Here is a 17,049-nt window from a genome sequence, read left to right as displayed (position 1 = left end):
GGATAAAATGAGCGTACAAAAAGGTACAGCTTCGCTAACAAGAATTAACCTCATTGACGTTATACGTGGTATAGCTATTATAGGTATTCTATTAATTAATATTCACTTTTTTGAACCCTCTAATACAAAAAGTATAGAGATTAACATATTTGATAGTAAAGTTATTAATTATATAGAAATGTTCAGTTTAAATAAATTTCATTTTATATTTGCTTTTTTGTTTGGTGTCAGTACTTCTATTTTTATAAATAATTTACAAACAAAAGGGTTAACCCTTTGGGTACATATACGTCGAATGGTTCTTTTATTTATTGTTGGCGCATTAAGTTCCTTATTATGGGATGGCGATATTCTTAAACTATATGCAGTCATGGGGGTGCTTTTACTACTTTTTCAAAACGTGCCAAATAAAATAAAACTGAGTTGTGGCGTTTTATTGGTTACATTTGGAAATTTTTTACCCATATTAATTAAATTTATAGAAATCAAAGGTATCCACATTCCTAATTTGCTTAATTCATTTGTTTTATTAATGGTCATGCTCTCAACATTAGGACATATGTTATTAGGGCAAGCACTTTACTATATCGGTATTTTTACGAATAAAAGTTTATTGCCTAAATTAAAAAAATATTGGTTACTGTTTTTAACACTTACCCTCCTTATATGGGCACTTGCATTATTCATTCAAAATAACGAATTACTGCATAGCTTTAATCAAAACAGTGGCCCTATTATCGGTTTATTTTATATATTTTCAATTTTATTACTATACCAAATTAAACCAGTACAAAAATGCCTTTCTATATTGATTCCGTATGGGAAAATGGCATTCACGAATTACTTAGGCCAAACAATCATAGGTGTTGTTATTTTAACACCGATTCTTTCAAATTATACCGTCCATACTTATGGCATGCTTTTATTATATGTAGCAGTCACTTTATTTCAGATTACTTTCTCATTGATATGGATGCATTATTTTTTATTTGGTCCATTAGAGTGGTTGTGGCGTTGTGGAACCTATTTAAAAATCCAACCTATAAAGATATCAAAAACATAAATTTCTTTTATAATAAAGTACATTAAAAAGGGCTACTTATTAAGCTAACGGATTCAGTTCGTAGAAGTATAGTAAAAATATTTTCGTCAAATTCTTATTAAAATGAATTTAAGAAAAATATTTTTTATAAAAAACGGCATATCCAGTAAAAATCAATAATACATTAATAGATATTGTCGCAAATTATAATAAAGTTAGCGTCCAACAAAAACTGGGCTACTTATCTCCTATAAAATTCAGGAAATTAGTAGCCTAGTAAATAGTGTTTTATTAACTTGCTATTTTAAAAGTTCAACATCTTCAATAGAATTCTTTTATATAATATCTTTATATTTAACTCGCTTATATTAACGAATTAATGATAAAAGCAAAGCTAAAAGCAATAAACGCTAGCAATGTTTCCATTACTGTCCAAGTTTTGAATGTTTCTTTAACATTCAGACCTAAATACTCTTTAACCATCCAAAATCCAGCATCGTTAACATGAGACAGCATTAATGACCCTGCCCCTGTAGCTATAACTAATAATTCTAAATTTATCCCTGACATATGCTGTATGATTGGGGATACAATACCCGCAGCTGTAGTTAATGCAACTGTTGCAGACCCTGTAGCAACACGTATCAAACCTGCAACTAAAAATGCTAATAATAATGGCGAGAGCGAAAGGTTTTCAGTCATTTGTGCAATCGTGTCACCAACGCCTGTTTCAATAAGTATTTCTTTAAACCCTCCGCCAGCTCCAATAATTAAAATAATAGATCCTAATGGTAAAATACATTCTTCTACTAAATCTTTAATTACATTTTTTGACATACCTTGTTTAAAACCTAACAAATAAAAAGCGACAAAGCATGAAATTAATAAAGCTATAACTGGGCTACCTATAAATAACAAAGTATTTTTCAATAAACTCGGTATATCTCCTAAATATGGAGTAATTATAGATAACAACATTAGCAATACAGGTAACACAATAACTAAAAATGATATCGCTACACTTGGTAATGCATTCGTTTTATTATCTACTTTAATAATGTCTGGCGAATTTTCTGGTATTAAACGTTTACTAATAAACTTACCAAAAATCGGCCCTGCAATAATCGCAGTAGGTAAAGCAATAATGAGTGAATAAAGTAATACCTTTCCTAAATTTGCATCGTAAATACCGATTGCAGTCATTGCCCCAGGATGAGGCGGCACAATACCATGAACAATTGATAAGCCCGCTAATAATGGGATTGCTATAAGTAATATGTTTGCTTTTGTAGTTTTATGAATTGAAATAACAAGTGGTAATAAAATAACAATACCCACTTCAAAAAACACTGGTATACCAATGATAAAACCTGATAACATCATTGCCCATGGTAATTTTTTATAACCTAATGACTTCACTAGATAATCTGAAATTTGCATGCCTGCACCTGAATCAGACATCAATTTACCTAATATGGTTCCTAAAGCTAAAATGCCGACTAAATGTCCTAATACATCTCCCACACCTGTTTCATAAGCTGTTACAATTTTTTCAGGTGATAAGCCTGCCATGATTGCTAAAAATAAACCAGCAACGGTTAAACTGATAAATGCATGCCATTTCCACCAAGCAACCCCTAGTATGACAATAACAATTGAAAGTAGCGTAATGATTAATAAATAAATGTTAGAATCCATCCCTGTTCCCCCATTAATGTTAGCGCTACCAACAAGTTACAAAAGTTTCACATCAATCTTTTAAACTGATTGTATATTTTTTCAACTTACTATTATAGTAACCAATACTACACTCGATAACTTCACCTGATACTGCGTAAGTTTCTCTCTCTCTAATGAGCAAAGGTTCTGACACATTAAGGTTTAATTGTATTGAAGCTTCTTCATCAAACCCAACAGAGAAATTATCTTCAATATTTTGGATTTCCATCTTCTCTTCTTCTAAAATTTTATATATCGATAAATCATTGTTCTGCTTTAATTCATCATAATTAGTTAAATGATTCAATGGATATGGTAAATAATGATTGAATAGTATATATGGCTGATCATTTAATAGATAGACTCTTGTTATCTTGTAGGATTTCACACCAAACATTTGAAATAATTGACTATTTTCTTCGTGTACAACTACCGTAATATCTTTAATAATTTTCTGTATTTTATTGCCTTGTTCTACAAGTTTTTCTGTGAAATTTTTATTGTTTGTGATGTTGTTCCTCTGTTTATGATTAATTACTGTGGTTCCTTTACCGCTTTTCTTTTCCAAGTAGCCTAAGTTTACCAATTCTTTAATTGCAGATCTTACAGTCACTTTACTCACATTAAACTCTTTTTCGAACTCTATTTCTGTCGGTATATAATTTCCAACTGTATATATCCCATGGATAATTCTGTCTTCAATAATTTGTTTTATTTGTAAATATAATGGCCCTTTTTCTGATGATAATTTCGTCATAAATCAATTACCTCTCAATATCATTTTTTTCATTATTTATAACTTTTATTATATCATCAGTATCAAACAATGGTGTATCTCCAGAAATTGTATGCGCTAACACACAAGAAGCAGTTGAAAATGTCACCGTGTCTTGCGGATCCATATTTGAAAGTTCTCCGTGAATGATCCCACAAGTATAGGCATCTCCAGTACCAATTCTGTCTAAGATATCCACATCAAACGCTTTAGAATAATACATAGCCCCCTTATCATATAAATATCCTTTAATGACGTTATGGTTGCTCCCTTGTACAGTTCGAATCGTCCCCCCGATTTTATTAATTCCATATTTTTTGGCCACTAGAGGGAGGAGTGCTTCTAATTGTCCTTCTTTTGTCTCTTTATTCGTTGATAATCCTAAAGTTTGAATAGCATCTTTTTCACTCATTATAACGATGTCTGCTTCTGATAAAATAGTTTCATAATATGGTTTAGCACGTTGGTTACCATTTTCTCCCCATAACGAAGGTCTAAAATTACAATCAAAAACTACTTTAATATTTTGTTCCTTTGCTAATTTCACTAGTTGTAAAACATTATCTCGTGTTAACTGATTCATAGCTAACGTGATGCCACATATATGCAAAACATCAATGTCTTCGAGTGATTGTAACAAGTCAAATTTTGAAATACCGGTAATATTAAAACTACTTTGTTGCCTATTGGTGTACGTCACATTACTTGGACGATTACCAAACCCTTTTTCTAAAAAGTACATACCTAAATTATTATCGTTTTTGATTACTAAATTACTTTGAATCCCTAACCTACGTATTGCACCAATAGCAGATGAACCAATTGAATTATCTGGTACAGCGCTAATTAAACTAGAAGTATATCCAAATTGTGCTAACAACCCAGCAACATTGACTCCCGTACCAGTAAACGAATATTTCAAATCTTCTGCTTGTCTTAACAAGAGATTATCAGGCACTTCCAAACGCATCATTATTTCTCCATATGCTGCAATATGTTTATTCATATTGATCAACTAATTGTTTCATTTTATAAGTTAACCATTCTACATCTTCAATACGAGTTAAACCCGTCTCTTTATCAATAATAGAAGAATAGACATGCGGTATAATTTTTGGCACATGATAATCTAAAGCAATTTTTAGAATTTCTTCGAAATTTTCCTTGGTAATACCGCCTGTAGGCTCTAATCCAAAATTCATATCTCCACATGCCTGAGCTACGGCTTTATATTCTTCGACTGTATCTAAACCGCTCATTGGGAAGAATTTAATAGCATCTCCGCCCATGTCTTTAATTAAATTAATAGCAGCTTTTATTGGTATAACTGCTTTTTCAGAATCTTCGCTACTTATTGGACCTGTGGAAACATTGACATAACCTACTCTACCTGTAGGTGATACTAAAGCGTTAACCCAAGATGTGTCGTGCGTGTTAGCTGTTGTTTGTCCTACACTTGTAAATACTTGATTAATGTGTGAACCTTGGTAATCTTTTGCAATATCTGATACAACTTTTGCTTGTCTATTATCACCAGCACCTAATCCAATCGATATTGCATCATCAACGTGTGAACCAAAATCACTCATACTAGTTACCGCGTCTTTGACAGTGTCATAATCTTTTGATAATACGCCAATAACTACATTTTTATTTGCTGCTTGATATACATCTTTAATATTTCGTTCTCCTTTGGCTAATACATTGAGCGCTACGCTATCTTTATAAAATCTGTCTAATATTTTCATTAAATTTCACCTTCCACTATCTGTATAATCGTTTTATATATTATCTCCATTTCACCGCGTTTTAACGGTCTAGGATCTATATCAAAGAACCCTTGTTTAACACCATAATCTCGTGTGTAAATAGCTATGTCAGCAGATTTTAGTTTCTTAGCAAATGATTCTGCATTCAAATTTAAAATTGATGGATCCACATATACGCGTGTTCTATATATCTCTCTGCCTGCTTCATCTTGAACGACTTCTAGCTTAATGCCTTGATAGTCATTAAGCGCTTCTAATTTTTGTAGTTCCTGTTTTTCATTTTTAGAATTGTCCACTTTCTCAAAATATTCATCTAAAGCTTGTAATAACCCAAAAGTTGATTCTTTACCCACTTTCATACTTCTTCCTATAAAGTGTAATTGCACTTTCGTAGCTTCAATGAGTGAATTTTTACCTGCAACGATACCAGTTGTAGGACCTTGTATTGCTTTTGAGCCACTGAAAATAGCTATGTCTGAGCATTGTGTATATTTTTTCAAATCTTCTTCTGCAGCTGCATCTACAATAAGCGGAATATGATGTCTTTGTGCCACTTCATATACCTCTTCTACAGATGCCATGTTTTTTTGAACTGCATGATGCGATTTTACATAAAGAATAGCTGCTGTATTTTCATTAATTGCTTCTTTTATATGTTTATTTTTCCCTTCATTTGCGTACCCTACTTCAACTACTGAACCCCCGCCTAAATAAATCATTGTCTCTATAGGGGCACCATATTGAACATTATGCCCTTTAAATAAAATCACTTCATTTTTATCAATTTTATCGTTATGCAATCTTTGACTTTTACGTTCGTTGCCCCCTGTGATGACACCAGCAATTGATAATGCTATGCCGCTTGACGCAGAGTTTACAACCACAGCATCTTCTGCATTAATCTTATTCGCAATATATGCGCCAGATTTATCAACCAAATCTGCCATCTCTACGTAATTTTGTCCGCCAAATTTCATCGCGTCCATTACTGAATCTGTTGGTGATGAAACGCCAAGAATGCTCATTCTCCCACTTGCATTAACAACACGTTTCAAACCATATTTATAATTTAATGAATTTTCCATTTGCTACTACGCCTCTTTCTTTAATTATTTGGTTGCTTTTAACCGTTTGTTTAGACGAATCAGTAAACATTTGCTCTTCTTCAACCACGTCAAATATAGTCAGATTCGCTATACTACCCTCTCTAAGTTCTGCCAATTTAGGTTTGTTAATAATTGCCGCAGGTTTTTGCGTTACTGCGTAAATAATTTCTTTTAGTGTATATCCTAGATATAAAAATTTTGATAATACATTAGCTAAACTAAATACTGGTCCTTCTACTCTATTTTTTTTATAAATATCCGTACTTATCGTATCAAAATGTATATTAGCATTTCGTGCTTGCTTTGCTACCTCAAATGAAAAACTGGCATTACCATGACCAACATCTAAATTAACCCCTCGGTTGACCGCTTCTGTTAATACTTTCAACGGTTCGCCATTATTATCAAACAGATTATTATCTTTACCATTTAAGAAATGTGTGATTACATCTCCCTTTCGCAATAAAGGTATTACCTCTTGGATTTTTGGCGGGGCAGAACCAATGTGGGTCATAATAGGTAATTTCAACTGTTCACTGATTTCCACAGCTTTTTCCAAGGGTATCGTGCCGTTACCTTTCACAACGCTACTGCTTATTCGTGATTTCAAACCAATGACCATATCTTTATATTGATGCGCCGCTGTAATACATTGTTGCTGGTCTATCCAAGTTAAATTAGATAGCTCATCAATTCTCTCGAGCCCTATTTTTGATATGTTTAAAAATGAAAATACATTTGTTTCACTATTTAATGCACGATTATATAATTCATCGATTCTATCTGCACCACAGCTTCCAGCGTCGACAATTGTGGTAACGCCTTGTTTCACTCCGATCTCATCAATCTCATCTCCATATGGACTGAAATCCGAAAATGCGTGTACATGTAAATCAATCCAACCCGTCGATAAATAAGAACTTGAACCATCAAAAAGGATAGGCCCCTCTAATGTATGATGCTCTCCAATACTTTTAATTACACCCTCTTCAAGAAAAATATCGATACGCTCTTCATTTATTGTGGAGATATTTTTTATTATTCCTGTACTTTTCACACTATCTCACCTCGCGAAAAGATTATAACATTATAATGTTTGAAAGCGCAATCATTATAATGTTTACAAAATTAGAAACACTTAAAATTTTGATGGATAGATATTTATTTAATGTGAACTCAACAAAGTGCTTTTAAATAATTAATATACATTATGTCTATCTCAATCTACCAAAAAAGTTTTTATATCTGTTACTTATATATAATTTTGGGAATAGTTAGAAACCGTAGTAAAATTAAATTATAGCAATTGATAAGAGTTATCTAAAATGGCAATATATAGTGAAGAACCTGAAGAAATGGTGTGATAATTATGGAAGATAAAGATACAACTTATTTTTTAGTTTTAAGTTTAATAAAAAAACACGATGCCATAACTAGAACTTATTTAGCAGATTTAACCGGCTTAAGTAATACGAGCATTGGAAAAATCACTAATGCTTTGTTAAAAGATGATTGGATAATTGAAAAAAATAATAGTAATAAAAGTATAGGAAGAAAACCTAAGTTATTAAGCGTTAACCCTGACGGATTGTATTCTTTCGGAGTAGAAATTGAAAAAGAGTACACCCAATTAGCCATTATTTCATTTGATGGAAAAATAATTGATTCACAAAAATTAACTAATAAATTCAACCCACAAACTAATCTAAATTGTTATTTAGATTGGTTGTCTCAAGAAATAATTGCATTGATAAATAATGCTAATGAAAAAGTTAAAGAGAAAATTATTGCTGTTGGCGTTAGCGTACCAGGGTCAGTAGACGTTTCAAAAGGTATAGTGATAAATTCATCTCAATTACAATGGCATAATATTGAACTAAAAACTTTATTGGAAAATAAGCTCAATTGGGAAGTATACGTAGAAAATCACGTTAGGTCCATATTAATTGCTGAAAAATTATATGGTAAAGCAAAACATAAAAAAAATACCGTTTGCTTATACATTGGAAGTGGTGTTGGAGCTTCAATTATGGTTAATGGTGAGGTCGCACGTGGGGCAAATAACTCTTTCGGTGAAATAGGGCATATGATAATTGATCCTAACGGCCCGTTATGTGAATGTGGACGTTTAGGTTGCCTTCAAACTTATTTAAGTTTAGAGGCTATAAAAAAGCAATACGGTGATAATATCCATATATTATTGGAAGATTATTACAACGGTAACAAACGCGCTAGTGTATTTATAAATAAAATGTGTCAATATCTCAAGATTGCAATTGCTAATATTCTGTGTATATACAACCCTAATAACATTTTACTATGCGGTCCATTATTTTATGATTATGACATATTTAGTAATTTTTTACATAAATCTATTGAAGATTACGTATGGGAGCCTTTAAGAAACACCTTTAAATTAGAAAATGTAGAAAAAGGAAGAATCTCGGCAGCATTAGGTGCTAGTTCATTAGTTATTGATGAATTTTTCAAAAAATAAGTAGAAATATTTGAAAACGTTTTCTAAAATGATAAAATACCCTTAATTATTAAATTTAGTTTAATAATTAAGGGTATTTTTAGTTTTATCAATACATTTAAATCTAAAAATGCTGAATTTTAACTTTAATTAGTAAACTTTGTTTAAAAAGGAGGCAAAATATGAATATTATAAAAGTAAAAGATTACACTGAATTATCGAAGGTGGCAGCAAATATTTTTCACAACACGATAGATAAAAAAGGCACACATGAAGTAGTTATTAACACTACTACTGGGGCGAGTTATGACGGGATGTTTAAACTATTAGTTGATGATATTAATAACAAAAAATTATTTATAAATAATACTGTTATTACAAATTTAGATGAGTATGTGGCTAATAGAAATGACAAATTCACAGTTTATAGGTATATGTATGAGAATTTTTACAATTTAATAAACCAATCACCTAAATATGTAGGTTTATTAAATGGCAGCACAGAAGATATTGAAGGAGAAATTGAGAGATATAAAAAAGTTTTACAATCCCACCCTAGAGATTTACAAATATTGGGTTTAGGCGTCAATGGGCACTTAGGTGCTAATGAACCAGGCACATCATTTAAAAGCAGTTTGTTTTTAGCTAATAGTGATGAATCCACTATACAGAGTACTATGAATTATCAAGGTTTAAATCGTTCAGAAGCTCCAACTCAAATGTTAACTTTAGGTTTATCTGACATCATGGAGGCAAAAGAGATCTTATTGGTTGCTTCTGGAGAAAGAAAAGCTAAAGCAGTCCAAAAAACAATAGAAGGGACAATATCTGAGTCATGCCCAGCAACTATTTTAAGGAATCATCCTAATGTAACTTTTATTATAGACGAAGAAGCTTCAAAGTATTTGAAAAGTTAATAACAACTTAAAGGGATGAGTGCCATGTTAGATACTAAAAATTCGAATAGTAAAATGTTAAGCCATAAAGAAAAAATAAGTTACGGTTATGGTGATACAGCTTCTAATTTTGTGTGGGGGATGGTTAATAGTTTTGCTCTTTATTTTTATACTGATGTTTTCGGGTTGACTGCAGCTTCTGTTGCTACGATGTTTTTAATTATGAGGATATTTGATGCTTTAAATGACCCAGCAATGGGTATTTTAGTGGATAAAACTAAATCTAAACATGGGAAAACAAGACCTTATTTATTATATTTAGCACTACCTTTTGGAATATTAAGTATTCTTACGTTTATAACTCCTGAAATATCGTATAATTATAAGTTACTTTATGCATATATCACATATGGATTATTAGGCGTTATTTATACTGCTATAAATATTCCTTATGGAGCTTTGATGCCGTTAATGACAAGAGATTCCAATGAAAAGGGAGAATTAAACAGTTACAGAGCAATTGGGCGTTCAGTGGGAACAATAATTGTTGCTTCAGCCACTTTACCTTTAGTGCACTTAGTAGGCCAAGGAAATGAAAAGGTTGGTTTCCCAATTGTTATGACTATATATTCTATAATAGGTATTATACTTTTTGGGTTAACTTTTAAATACTGTCATGAAAGAGTATTCGAAATAAAAGAAGAAAGAGATACTAGTCTCAAAAAGTCATTTATACAAATGTTCAAGAATAAATATTGGCTTTTAGTTTCTGCAAATTCTTTTATGTGGTTCGTGAGAATGGGAATTATGAACGGTATATTAATTTATTATGTCAATTATGTGTTACTTACTCCCAATTTGACGCCAGTATATTTGACTGTACTTAATATAGCTAACTTATTTGGCGGTTTTATAGCGCTATTAGTTTTAAAAAGATATAGCAGTAGAAATTCTAGTATACTCATGCTTACAATAGCTACTATTTTACTATTAAGTCTTTTTGTAATTGAATCTCATTCAATTACTATCTTTCTCATTATATTTTTTATAGCCAATCTATTAATTGGGTATAGCGATCCAGCAACTTTAACTATGTTAGGGGACACGTTAGATTACCAAGAATGGAAATTTGGAAATAGACCTGAAGGTTTGCTTGTTTCCAGTTATAGTTTTTCAACAAAATTTGGTGTTGCTATTGGCTCAAGTTTAATCGGTTATGCTTTAAGTTGGGTTGGCTATACGCCCAATAATGTTACTGAAAATGCCAAAAATTTAATACGTTTTTTAATGTTAGGTTTACCAATAGCTTTGACTATTTTCCAAATCATCATTTTATATTTCTATAAATTAGATAAATATCATGAAACTATAACCAAAATTATCAAACAAAGGGGCCAATAAAATGAAAATATTAACAGGTTGTTTTTACCATGAAACTAATACATTCAACCCTAATAAAACTCAAATTGAAGATTTTGTATTATACGAAGGTAAAGAAATAAATCAGCGGTTAGCTAGCACAAAAATTTTCGAAAAAAACAATGTAAATATAATACCAAGTATCTATGCCACAGCATTGTCTTCTGGAATAGTAACTTATGATACCTTTCGATATTTTGCTGATAAAATCTTATATACTCTTACACAACATCAGGATATAGACGGTCTGTGGTTTCACTTACACGGTTCAATGGTCGTTGAAAATATAGCCTCTGGGGATTTACAATTATTAAAAGAGATACGTGAGATAATTGGCAATGAAATACCTATTTCATTAACTTTAGATATACATGCTAATATACCAAAGGAATTATCAAAATATGCTAATATAATTTATTCTTATAGAACAGTCCCACACATTGACCAAATGGACGTAGAAGAAAAAAGTGCAAAGCTATTAGTAGAAGCTATTAATGATAACGAAGCAGTTAAACCTATTATTATCGAGTTACCAATAATTATACCAGGAGAAAAAGCTTTAGCTAGTGATGAACCTTTAAAAACGATTTTAGAAAAACTATATAGTCTAGAAGATTCTAAAGATATAGCAAGTGCTAATTTTTTTATATGTCATGCTTGGAATGATACTGTCAATACAAGATCTTCAGTAGTCGTCTCTCCTAAAAATAAAAAATCCGAATCTATAGCTTTCCAAAAAGCAAAAGAATTAGAGGATTATATTTTTAATAAAAGAAAAGACTTTGATTTTAACGCGGAAGTATTAAATCCTCAAGAGGCAATTCAAAAAGCAATAAGTTTAGATGAAAAACCTGTTTTTATATCCGATTCAGGTGATAACAGCACTGCTGGTGCTGAAGGTAATCGTATAGATTTATTAAAATATGTAATGAATGAAAATTTAAAAGGCCAAAAAATTTTAGTATCTGCAATTTATGATAAAGAAGCCTTTAATAGTTTAGCAAGTTTAAAACCAGGTGAAGATGTGAATTTATTAATAGGCCCATCTTCACACGAAAAAATTGGATTTAAGGGAAAAATTAAAGCTAAAGGAGATTTAATGGGGTACTTAAATGCTACAAATGATAAAGTAGGAGAAACTATTACGGTATCTGGTAAGAATATAGATTTAATAATAAGTAACAGTGGAGAATCCTTTATAACTTTAAATCACTTTAAAAAAGCAAACATAAATATCAACGAGTATGACGTAATTATTGTAAAACAGGGATATTTATTTAATGAACTTAGTGAGCTAAGCAAGAAATCAATTTTAGCACTAACAACTGGTCAGACATATCAAATGATAGAGAATATAGATTATCAAAACATCTTAAGACCTATATACCCCGTAGATAATATATAACTAACTAAAGACAATATAGTAATAAAAAAGACAAATCTAGAACATAATTCTCTAAGACATATTATAAAGCGGGAGGTTTTTAAAACTCACCCGCTTTTCAATATTTTATCGATATATTTCTAGATACTTGCCACAAACATACAAAACGATAATTTGATTTAAATATTCATTTTTAAAACAACGTTAACCTATGCTAAAACGGCGCAAAATCAATATTTTGCAAATGCTCGGGTGTTTGTAAATTATACTGAGAAGCTTAGTCTTGGAATAAATGTTTCGAAATGAATGTTATCCATTGGCACTTCTAATTTTTGTAATTCCGTAATCATTGCTTTTAGGAACGAGTTACCACCACATACGTAAACTTCCGTTTCGCCATCAAGATATTGTTTTAATTGTTCTGCATCTATAAAGCCGTCTTGGTCGCGGAAGTGTTTATCAAATTGTGCTATTGAAGATTTAGCCGTAATGTCTTCTAATTTTTCTTCAAAAGCTACATTCTGAGCATTAGATGTTGATTGAAGGAATGTTGCAGTTAAATCAGCATCAACCGCTTCTTGATACATTGAAACGAGTGGTGTAACACCAACGCCAGAGCCTAAGAATAATTGTTTATTAGCTTTATTTGCTAAACCAAATCCACCTACAGGCGCAGATAGCAGCAATGTATCCCCTACGTTAACTTCATCATGTAACACTGTGGATACTTCGCCTTCATGCTCTTCTGTAACGTCTCTACGTACACCGAATGTTAAGAAATCTTTATCTCCATCAACAATAGAGTAATGTCTTTTAGCTCTGTACGGTAATTTTTCACTAGATATATCAACTGTAATATATTGACCTGGTATAAACTGACTTAAGTCAATTTCATCTGATGTTACTGTGAAAGATTTAATCATGTCAGTTTCTTCAGTAATATTTGTTACAGTGAATGGTTTAAAACCATCCCAAGCCATTTTACTGTATACATCTTTTTCTAAATTGATAAACGCATCTGCAATTGCTCCGTACGCTTTAATCCAAGTTTGAATAATTGGATCATCTTCATTTAAACCAGTTTCTTGTTGGATGGCCCATATTAAATTTTCTCCTACAATTGGATAGTGTTCTGCTTTTACTTGCAATGCGCAATGTTTGTATACAACTGGCATGATTGCAGGAACGATAGGTGATAAATCTTCAATGTTTTCAGCTGCTGCTAACACTGCCATTGCTAAAGCAGAAGATTGTAGCCCTCTTTTTTGGTTCGTTTGATTGAATACATTTTTTAATTCAGGGTGTTGTTCGAATAATCTTTTATAGAAAGTTGATGTAATCGTCTGCCCTTTATCTTTTAATAATGGTACAGTGTCTCTAATTATTTGTACCTCTTCTTGAGTTAACATAAAACCCCTCCTAATTATTTCGTCATCCCCATTATTGTACTAAGTGAGCTCTCTTACAATGAATTTTATGTTGATTTCACAGAAACTTCACATTCAATATTCATTAATTTGTAACTTTTATTTTTATTATTAAATAACACAATATTTAACTTATTAGCGCTTCTATTTATAAGGTTATATCACTTAAATTATAAATATAATTTTTATTAGGAGTGATTATGATTGATAATTAATTTTTAGAAGACTAAAATACTGATTGAAAATGAATCGTCTTCTAGGAGGAATTAAATATGCAAATCTCAAAAATAATTAACGCTATGATTTTAGATATGGACACAAACACACCTTATTTAGGCACACTCATAATCAATAACGGCATCATCACAGATATTATTACTCAAAACGAAAAGGTTAAAAACCCAGATGCAATTGATTTAAATGGCCAATATATTATACCTGGATTTATCGATACGCATAGTCATCCAACCGCTTATGGAATGACCAAATTAATGGTCAATTGTGCTGATTCTAATATTAAAAATATGGATGATATCATTGCTATTTTTAAAACACAAAAAGAGCATTTAACTCATGATGGTTGGTTGATTGGTTATGGTTACAACGAGAAAGATCTAGATGAACAAAGACATCCAAACCGCTATGATTTAGATCAAATATCTACGGATATCGCAATTGCTGTTATGCATTATTCAGGACATATGGCAACTGCAAATACAAAAGCACTTGAACTCATGGGTATTGGTTTTACAGATGACAATCCTGAAGGCGGTTATTATGAGCGTGATAATGAAGGTAAAGTTAACGGTGTATTAATCGAAATGCCTGCTACAGAAAAATTAATGTCAGTTCTGCCAGAACCCACACCTGAAGATATTGCGCACCGAATGAACTTAGCCGTTGATGATTATGTTAAAAGTGGTATCACGAACACTTCTGATTTATTAATTGGTAACAAAGGCGAAACAGACTATGAGGGCGTATTAACTTTTTTAAAACAACCACAACGCATACGCACACGTTGGATGATAACCCATCAATTACTAGAACATCACCCTAAGTTTCAAGACGTTCACGCTGATACGATTGAACGCGATTTTCAAACCTATAGTAATCATATGAGTCATCTTGGCGGTGTGAAATTTTTCAATGATGGTTCAATACAATTACAAACTGCTTCTATTAGAGGAGCCTACTTAGATGGCACTGAACCACCAAAACCTTTATTGAAACAACACCATATGATTGAAAAGTTCAAACACTTCCAGCAGTTAGGTTATAATATTGTTACACACGCTAATGGTGATGCCGCAGCTTCAGCGGTTATTGAAGCGTATAAAAAAACAGCAGAATTTAAAACTAATCCATTATGTAACAGAATCGAACATTTACAAACTATTTCAAAATCAGACATACAAGAAATGGTAAAACACCATATTGGCGGATCATTCTTTATTAATCATGTTTATTATTTTGGAGACTTACATCGAGATGTATTTTTAGGTAATGATAAGGCAGAAAATTTAAACCCTGTGAAATGGGCAGAAGATAGCGGTATGACTTTTACGCTTCATACAGATGCCCCTGTGACACCAATATCTCCTTTAGAGTCTATTCAAATTGCTGTAGATAGAAAAACTAAAGATGGCGACACTCTAGGAGAACACCAACGTTTAACACGTGATGAAGCTTTTAAAAAAATGACAGCAGACGCTGCTAAATTAAACCATACAGAACAAAGTGAAGGCACGATTAAAGCTGGAAAAGTTGCCGATTTTGTTGTATTAAATCAAAATCCATTAGATACACATACAACATTAAATAATTCGCTTATCGAAATGACAATCTGTAATGGGCAAGTTGTTTACAAGAAATAGGCCTTCCTTCTCATTCAATAATCAAGAGACAAAGCGATCAATATCTCTGCTTTGAGTTTTATATAGGTAGTAGGTGACTGGAATGAAAATACGCTTATAAGCAAAACAAGCTTTTTTCACTCCTAGTCATCTTTGCCTTAGCGATATCATAACGCTTATTGCGGATCATGGTTTCTGTCTTATTCTTCTTTATATTTTTCATTAAGTTGATGGATTAATCTTTTAAATTCTGCTTCAGATTTAAACTCGAATGTTATCTGTCCCTTTTTATGCTTTGTAGATATCATAACATTTGCACCATATTGTTCTTTTAATTGGCGCTCTTGTTGTTGAATAAACTTAGGCTTTGAAGCGGGTTGTGATGAAGTGCTTTGCTTTGTCTTACCATCATTACATGTGTTCACATATTGCTCGAGTGAACGTACGCTCCAAGACTCCCGGGAGGCTTGATGAGCTATTTTTTTTACTTTTTGCTTATCTTTTATCGCTAGTAAGGTGCGACCATGAGCCCCTGAAAGCTTGCCGTCTTTCACCATCCCAGTGACTTCTTTAGGTAATTGGAGTAAACGTAACATATTAGCTATGTATGGTCTAGATTTGCTCAAACGCGTTGCAATGTCTTGCTGTGTAAGTTTTAAATCCTCCATTAACTTTTTGTAACTTTCTGCTTCTTCTATAGCGTTTAAATCTTCACGTTGGAGATTCTCAATCACGGCGAGTTCCATCATATCTTCATCAGTTAATTCTTTAATTATTGCTGGTATATGAGTCAACCCAGCTATCTTTGAAGCTCTATACCGACGTTCCCCTACTACAATGTTGTAACCCGCTATGGTTTTTCTTAACACGATAGGTTGCAAAATACCATGCAGTTGAATTGATTCAGCTAAATCCTTCAAGCGTGCTTGATCGAATGTTTTTCTGGGTTGATAAGGGTTTGCTTTGATTTTTTGAATTTCAATTTCATTGACTTGAGCATTTTGATCTAATTTAAGACGTTCATCTATTGAATCTCTCATCGTGTACACCTACTTTCCTGACAAATATAACCTTTTTATTTAATCCTAGTATATCATCACTGTCACAATGAAAAACATAATTCGGAATTATTGATTAAATCTAAATTTTCAGATAAATTGTTGACAAAAGTCATTTAAGT

The 17,049-nt window shown here is 31.9% G+C and carries 14 protein-coding genes; 6 read left to right on the top strand and 8 right to left on the bottom strand.

Annotated elements, in window-relative coordinates; all coding sequences use genetic code 11:
• Positions 1-7: 7 nt before the first annotated feature.
• Positions 8-1,063 (top strand): DUF418 domain-containing protein, encoded by a 1,056-nt coding sequence (locus IEU88_RS06210; protein ID WP_160148689.1) that lies wholly within the window; start codon positions 8-10, stop codon positions 1,061-1,063.
• 342 nt (positions 1,064-1,405) lie between these two features.
• On the opposite strand, the gene IEU88_RS06205 is transcribed toward IEU88_RS06210, so the two are convergent.
• The 6 genes from IEU88_RS06205 to IEU88_RS06180 are packed head-to-tail and all read right to left on the bottom strand — an operon-like array spanning position 1,406 to position 7,468.
• On the bottom strand, positions 1,406-2,740 hold the full coding sequence (locus IEU88_RS06205) for a GntT/GntP/DsdX family permease (protein ID WP_096811132.1): 1,335 nt from the start codon (positions 2,738-2,740) through the stop codon (positions 1,406-1,408).
• 52 nt (positions 2,741-2,792) lie between these two features.
• On the bottom strand, positions 2,793-3,518 hold the full coding sequence (locus IEU88_RS06200) for a GntR family transcriptional regulator (protein WP_103372496.1): 726 nt from the start codon (positions 3,516-3,518) through the stop codon (positions 2,793-2,795).
• Positions 3,519-3,525: 7 nt separating this feature from the next.
• Entirely contained in the window at positions 3,526-4,542 is a 1,017-nt protein-coding gene (locus IEU88_RS06195) for a sugar kinase (RefSeq protein WP_103372499.1), read from the bottom strand.
• The gene (gene dagF, locus IEU88_RS06190; RefSeq protein WP_096811134.1) at positions 4,535-5,284 is read right to left on the bottom strand and encodes a 2-dehydro-3-deoxy-phosphogluconate aldolase; all 750 of its coding nucleotides are present in this window, start codon (positions 5,282-5,284) and stop codon (positions 4,535-4,537) included. The genes IEU88_RS06195 and dagF overlap by 8 nt, the downstream gene beginning before the upstream one ends.
• Positions 5,284-6,390, bottom strand: coding sequence for a DgaE family pyridoxal phosphate-dependent ammonia lyase (locus IEU88_RS06185; RefSeq protein ID WP_103372497.1), 1,107 nt, complete (start codon positions 6,388-6,390; stop codon positions 5,284-5,286). The genes dagF and IEU88_RS06185 overlap by 1 nt, the downstream gene beginning before the upstream one ends.
• Positions 6,368-7,468 (bottom strand): amidohydrolase/deacetylase family metallohydrolase, encoded by a 1,101-nt coding sequence (locus IEU88_RS06180; RefSeq protein ID WP_103372498.1) that lies wholly within the window; start codon positions 7,466-7,468, stop codon positions 6,368-6,370. The genes IEU88_RS06185 and IEU88_RS06180 overlap by 23 nt, the downstream gene beginning before the upstream one ends.
• 312 nt (positions 7,469-7,780) lie before the next feature.
• On the opposite strand from IEU88_RS06180, the gene IEU88_RS06175 reads away from it, so the two are divergent.
• The 4 genes from IEU88_RS06175 to IEU88_RS06160 all read left to right on the top strand — a co-directional run bounded on the left by IEU88_RS06175 (position 7,781) and on the right by IEU88_RS06160 (position 12,607).
• On the top strand, positions 7,781-8,908 hold the full coding sequence (locus IEU88_RS06175) for an ROK family transcriptional regulator (protein ID WP_103373664.1): 1,128 nt from the start codon (positions 7,781-7,783) through the stop codon (positions 8,906-8,908).
• Between the two features lie 161 nt (positions 8,909-9,069).
• Positions 9,070-9,804: a glucosamine-6-phosphate deaminase gene (locus IEU88_RS06170; RefSeq protein WP_103373665.1), complete on the top strand. Its 735-nt coding sequence runs from the start codon at positions 9,070-9,072 to the stop codon at positions 9,802-9,804.
• A gap of 24 nt (positions 9,805-9,828) precedes the next feature.
• Entirely contained in the window at positions 9,829-11,184 is a 1,356-nt protein-coding gene (locus IEU88_RS06165; RefSeq protein WP_160148690.1) for an MFS transporter, read from the top strand.
• A 1-nt stretch (position 11,185) separates the two neighbouring features.
• Positions 11,186-12,607 carry a M81 family metallopeptidase gene (locus tag IEU88_RS06160; protein ID WP_103373667.1) on the top strand — a complete coding sequence of 474 codons (1,422 nt, stop codon included), beginning with the start codon at positions 11,186-11,188 and terminating at the stop codon, positions 12,605-12,607.
• 242 nt (positions 12,608-12,849) lie between these two features.
• On the opposite strand, the gene IEU88_RS06155 is transcribed toward IEU88_RS06160, so the two are convergent.
• Positions 12,850-13,995, bottom strand: coding sequence for a globin domain-containing protein (locus IEU88_RS06155; protein ID WP_115359591.1), 1,146 nt, complete (start codon positions 13,993-13,995; stop codon positions 12,850-12,852).
• Positions 13,996-14,285: 290 nt separating this feature from the next.
• Between IEU88_RS06155 and IEU88_RS06150 the strand changes: the two genes are divergently transcribed.
• Entirely contained in the window at positions 14,286-15,890 is a 1,605-nt protein-coding gene (locus IEU88_RS06150; protein WP_103372645.1) for an amidohydrolase, read from the top strand.
• Positions 15,891-16,069: 179 nt separating this feature from the next.
• Here the strand turns inward: IEU88_RS06150 and IEU88_RS06145 are convergent, their stop codons facing one another.
• Positions 16,070-16,909 (bottom strand): ParB/RepB/Spo0J family partition protein, encoded by an 840-nt coding sequence (locus IEU88_RS06145; protein ID WP_103372644.1) that lies wholly within the window; start codon positions 16,907-16,909, stop codon positions 16,070-16,072.
• Between the last annotated feature and the right edge of the window lie 140 nt (positions 16,910-17,049).

The organism is Staphylococcus nepalensis (assembly GCF_014635045.1).
In the GTDB taxonomy this organism is placed as follows: Bacteria; Bacillota; Bacilli; order Staphylococcales; family Staphylococcaceae; genus Staphylococcus; species Staphylococcus nepalensis.
Note: the sequence above shows the minus strand (reverse complement) of the source record. Positions and strands in the feature narration are given on the sequence as shown.

What these genes read in the sequence shown, in the direction of transcription:
- IEU88_RS06210 (WP_160148689.1), top strand. Translation starts at nt 8, where the DNA reads ATGAGCGTACAAAAAGGTACAGCTTCGCTAACAAGAATTAACCTCATT.
- IEU88_RS06150 (WP_103372645.1), top strand. Translation starts at nt 14,286, where the DNA reads ATGCAAATCTCAAAAATAATTAACGCTATGATTTTAGATATGGACACA.
- dagF (WP_096811134.1), bottom strand. Translation starts at nt 5,284, where the DNA reads ATGAAAATATTAGACAGATTTTATAAAGATAGCGTAGCGCTCAATGTA.
- IEU88_RS06170 (WP_103373665.1), top strand. Translation starts at nt 9,070, where the DNA reads ATGAATATTATAAAAGTAAAAGATTACACTGAATTATCGAAGGTGGCA.
- IEU88_RS06195 (WP_103372499.1), bottom strand. Translation starts at nt 4,542, where the DNA reads ATGAATAAACATATTGCAGCATATGGAGAAATAATGATGCGTTTGGAA.
- IEU88_RS06155 (WP_115359591.1), bottom strand. Translation starts at nt 13,995, where the DNA reads ATGTTAACTCAAGAAGAGGTACAAATAATTAGAGACACTGTACCATTA.
- IEU88_RS06145 (WP_103372644.1), bottom strand. Translation starts at nt 16,909, where the DNA reads ATGAGAGATTCAATAGATGAACGTCTTAAATTAGATCAAAATGCTCAA.
- IEU88_RS06200 (WP_103372496.1), bottom strand. Translation starts at nt 3,518, where the DNA reads ATGACGAAATTATCATCAGAAAAAGGGCCATTATATTTACAAATAAAA.
- IEU88_RS06165 (WP_160148690.1), top strand. Translation starts at nt 9,829, where the DNA reads ATGTTAGATACTAAAAATTCGAATAGTAAAATGTTAAGCCATAAAGAA.
- IEU88_RS06160 (WP_103373667.1), top strand. Translation starts at nt 11,186, where the DNA reads ATGAAAATATTAACAGGTTGTTTTTACCATGAAACTAATACATTCAAC.
- IEU88_RS06205 (WP_096811132.1), bottom strand. Translation starts at nt 2,740, where the DNA reads ATGGATTCTAACATTTATTTATTAATCATTACGCTACTTTCAATTGTT.
- IEU88_RS06175 (WP_103373664.1), top strand. Translation starts at nt 7,781, where the DNA reads ATGGAAGATAAAGATACAACTTATTTTTTAGTTTTAAGTTTAATAAAA.
- IEU88_RS06185 (WP_103372497.1), bottom strand. Translation starts at nt 6,390, where the DNA reads ATGGAAAATTCATTAAATTATAAATATGGTTTGAAACGTGTTGTTAAT.